Source organism: Actinotalea ferrariae (assembly GCF_019733465.1).
GTDB classification, from domain to species: domain Bacteria; phylum Actinomycetota; class Actinomycetes; order Actinomycetales; family Cellulomonadaceae; genus Actinotalea; species Actinotalea ferrariae_A.
The window spans coordinates 1-4,001 of record NZ_JACVQL010000142.1; the positions used below are offsets into that span (position 1 = coordinate 1).

A 4,001-nucleotide genomic window follows, 5' to 3' on the forward strand; every position below is an offset into this window, starting at 1 on the left:
CAGAACCCGGCCGCGTTCGCCCAGTCCTGCCACGACCTGGTCGAGGACCCGCGGTGGGCGGACGTGTTCGACGGGATCGACATCGACTGGGAGTACCCCAACGCGTGCGGGCTCAGCTGCGATGCGTCCGGGCGTGAGGCGTTCCCGAACCTGATGCGCGCGCTGCGCACCGAGTTCGGCTCCGACGCGCTGGTCACGGCCGCGATCACCGCGGACGGCACCAGCGGCGGGAAGATCGAGGCCGCGAACTACGCCGGTGCGGCGCAGTACGTGGACTTCTACATGCCGATGACCTACGACTTCTTCGGTGCGTTCGCCGCGCAGGGCCCCACCGCCCCGCACTCACCGCTGCGGTCCTACCCGGGGATCCCGACCCCCGGCTTCGACTCGGCCACGGCGATCGACAAGCTGCAGAGCCTGGGCATCCCGTCGAACAAGCTGCTCCTGGGCATCGGGTTCTACGGTCGCGGCTGGAGCGGGGTGACCCAGTCCGCCCCCGGTGGCAGCGCCACCGGACCGGCACCGGGCACCTACGAGCAGGGCATCGAGGACTACAAGGTCCTCAAGAACACCTGCCCCGCCACCGGCACCGTCGGCGGCACCGCCTACGCCCACTGCGGCACCACCTGGTGGAGCTACGACACCCCCCAGACCATCGCCGGGAAGATGGACTACGCCCAGGGCGAGGGCCTCGCCGGCGCCTTCTTCTGGGAGCTGTCGGGTGACACCACCAACGGCGAGCTGATCCGCGCGATCGGCCGCGGCCTGGAGTGATCGGCGGCTGACGCCGCACGAGCGCGGGGTGCGGTCCGGGTCGACCGGGCCGCACCCCGTCGTGCCATGTCCCTGGCGCCCTGCGCGGGTGCAGACTGCGAGGGTGGACGACGACGACGACGTCGGCTCGGGGCAGGCGCCGCTGGGTCAGCGGCGGGCGGTGCTCGACACCTACCGGTCGATCCGCCTCGCGATCGTGCTGCTCGTCGTGCTGCTCGCCGCCGCGGTCGTCGCCCAGGCGGTCGCCGCCGGGTGCTGGCAGACGTCGCTCAGCGCCTACTACTGGACCGCGGCCCACAGCGTCTTCGTCGCCGTGCTGTGCGGGATCGGCATGTGCCTCCTCGTCTACAAGGGCAGCTCACCCGTCGAGGACGCGGTGCTCGACTTCTCGGGCTTCCTCGCGTTCGTCGTCGCCATGGTGCCGACCGGGCGCGAGCGGATCTGCGGCGGACCGAGCCTCCCGCCGGAGTACGTCGCCGCCGACGGCGTCCGGAACAACGTGCTCGCCGTGCTCGTCGCGGGAGCCGTGGCGCAGGCGGTCCACCTGGTCGTCGCGGCCCGCGGACGCGCGCGCCCCGCGCCCGACGCAGCGGCACGGTGGGCGCGCGCCGTCGGCTGGCTCGTCGTCGCCGTCGGCGCCGTGGTGTTCTTCACCGACCCGCAGCGCCTCATCACCTCGGGGCACAACGCGGCGGCACCGACCATGTTCGTGGGCGTGATCCTCGTCGTCTGGATCAACGCGCGTCAGGCTCGCAGAGCGCGCGAGCGCGCGGCCTACGCGACGACGTACCGGACCATCGCCGTCGCGATGGGCGTGACGCTCGTCGTCATCGGTCTGCTGCGCTTCGTCGTCGTGCCGGCGTGGGACCACGCCGTGATCGTCGTGGAGGCGCTGCTCGTCGCGGAGTTCGCGGCGTTCTGGCTCGTCCAGACCGCGGAGCTGTGGCACGTCGTCGACCGGCGCGACCTCATGCCGGCCGCCCGCCACTCGGCCGGGGAGCCACGTCCCTGAGGTCCGCTGGTCCCGCGCCCCCGTCCGGGCGTGCCGCCAGGATGGTCCCCATGACGACGCCCGACGAGGACGCCCTCGAACCGGTCGAGCTCATCCGCAGGTCCGGGACCGTGCTGCGGATGGGCAGGGCGATGCTCGCGGCGGGCACGGGGAGCTATCGGGTCAAGACCGCGATGCAGCAGGTCGCCCGTGCGCTGGGCATCGACCGCCACGAGGCCCACGTGACGCTCACCGAGATCACCGCGACCTCGCACCGCGGCTCGATCTTCCGCACGGAGGTCGCGGAGGTGCGGACGGTGGGCGTGAACGCCCACCGTCTCGCGCAGCTCACGGACCTCGCGAACGGCCTGAGCCCGGGCGCCACGGTGGCCGACGTGGACCGCGAGCTCGACCGGATCGAGGCGCTCCGACCGCTCTACCCGGCCGTCGCGAACGCGCTCTTCGCCGCCACAGCCTGCGGCGCGTTCGCCTATCTCAACGACGGCGGCCCGGTCGAGATCGCCGGCGTGTTCCTCGCGGCAGGCCTCGGGCAGGCGGTCCGCCGGGCGCTGCTGCACCGCCGGGCCAACCAGTTCGGCGTCACGATGCTCGCGGCCGCCGTCGCGTGCCTCGTCTACCTCGGCTTCGTCCTCGCGCTCGACGCGTGGGCGGGCGGCGCGGGCGCCGGTCACGACGCGGGCGTCATCTCGGCGGTCCTGTTCCTCGTGCCCGGCTTCGCCCTCGTCACGGGTGCCCTGGACCTCGCCAAGCTCGACTTCTCGGCGGGCGTCGCGCGCACCACGTACGCGCTGCTCGTCCTCGTCTCCGCGGGCGTGAGCGTCTGGGCGGTGTCGTGGGTCTCGGGGCTCGAGACCGTCGCGGCCCCCGGCGCCGACCTCGCGCCGCTCGTCGAGCTCGCGCTCCGCGCCCTCGCGAGCGCGCTCGGGGTCCTGGGGTTCGCCCTGCTGTTCAACTCGCCCCTGCGGATGGCGCTGGGCGCGACGGCGATCGGCACCGTCGCGAACGTCCTGCGCCTCGAGCTCGCCGACGTCGGTGTGGCGATGCAGGCCGCGACGATGCTCGCGACGCTCGTGGTCGGGCTGCTCGCGGCGTGGGTCGCGCCCGCGCTCCGGGTCCCGCGGATCACCGTGTCGGTGCCCGCGGTCGTCATCATGGTGCCCGGCGCGGCGGCCTACCGGGCCGTCGTCGGCCTCAACGACGGCGACGTCGACGCGGCGTTCGGCGCCGGGGTGCAGGCGATGTTCGTCGTCGTCTCGATCGCGATCGGACTCGCCGTCGGACGCATGCTCACCGACCGCGCGTGGGCCTTCGAGCGATGACCGAGCGGTCCGCCCGGGCGGCCGGGACGACCGCGGCGCGTGCTCCCGCGCAGGTCAGCACACGCTTTGCCCCTGCTTCGGTTGCCCGGGTACCCTGACCTGCACACTGGAGACGTCGCATAGTCAGGTCTAGTGCGCGACCCTGCTAAGGTCGTGAAGGCGCAAGCCTTCCGTGGGTTCAAATCCCACCGTCTCCGCCTTTCGATGTCGCAGGACATCGACGAACGCCCGGACCCACGTCATGTGGGCCCGGGCGTTCGTCATCGCGGGGTGGGGGGCGCCGCAGCGGGCCCGGCGGTCGCGGGGAGCCCCTCGTCCGGGGAGGCGCCGTGCGCGGGCGGCGCGTCGACGAGGACGGAGCCCAGGGTGAGCACGACCAGGCCGGCGAGCACGACCCCGAGCAGCGCGACCCGCAGGCTCGCGGCGTCGGCGACGAGCCCGACGACGGTCGGCGAGACGAGGAAGCCCACCCGCAGGAGCCAGCTGACGACGGTCAGCCCGACGCCGTGCGGGAGTCCGGGCAGCTCGTCGGCCGTGTGCATCACGGCGGGGACGAGGGTCGCGACGCCGAGCCCGGCGAGGGCGAACCCGCCGAGCGTGGTGGCGACGGAGGGGACGGCGAGCGCGAGGCCCATCCCCGCCGCGATGCCGACACCGCCGACGAGGGCCACCCGGCGCTGCCCGAACCGGTCCACGAAGCGGTCGCCGGTGAGCCGGCCGACCGTCATCGCGACGGAGAGCGCGACGAACGCGAGGCCCGCCGTCGCGGCGTCGGCCCCGACCTCGCCGCGCATGTACAGCGCGCCCCACGAGCTGCCCGCGTCCTCGACGAACGCCCCGCACGCGGCCAGGCCGCCGAGGGCCGCGAGGGGCAGCAGGGCGCGCCGGGACCACGC

4 protein-coding genes and 1 tRNA gene are annotated in these 4,001 nt (G+C 74.0%); 4 read left to right on the forward strand and 1 reads right to left on the reverse strand.

The window, feature by feature from the left end:
* The 4 genes from ICW40_RS11675 to ICW40_RS11690 form a co-directional block, all read left to right on the forward strand.
* The coding region (locus ICW40_RS11675) for a glycoside hydrolase family 18 protein (protein ID WP_260459117.1) at positions 1-774 on the forward strand (774 nt) is incomplete at its 5' end.
* A 103-nt stretch (positions 775-877) separates the two neighbouring features.
* Positions 878-1,786, forward strand: coding sequence for a hypothetical protein (locus tag ICW40_RS11680; RefSeq protein WP_221654129.1), 909 nt, complete (start codon positions 878-880; stop codon positions 1,784-1,786).
* A 50-nt stretch (positions 1,787-1,836) separates the two neighbouring features.
* Positions 1,837-3,105, forward strand: coding sequence for a threonine/serine exporter family protein (locus ICW40_RS11685; RefSeq protein WP_260459118.1), 1,269 nt, complete (start codon positions 1,837-1,839; stop codon positions 3,103-3,105).
* A 108-nt stretch (positions 3,106-3,213) separates the two neighbouring features.
* Positions 3,214-3,302: transfer RNA gene (locus tag ICW40_RS11690), tRNA-Ser, on the forward strand.
* A 63-nt stretch (positions 3,303-3,365) separates the two neighbouring features.
* Here the strand turns inward: ICW40_RS11690 and ICW40_RS11695 are convergent.
* Positions 3,366-4,001 (reverse strand): MFS transporter (locus ICW40_RS11695; RefSeq protein WP_221654142.1); only part of this gene is annotated, 636 nt, incomplete at its 5' end.

Bases quoted from the DNA above. Each gene is read 5' to 3' on its own strand.
- ICW40_RS11685 (WP_260459118.1), top strand. From the start codon at position 1,837: ATGACGACGCCCGACGAGGACGCCCTCGAACCGGTCGAGCTCATCCGC.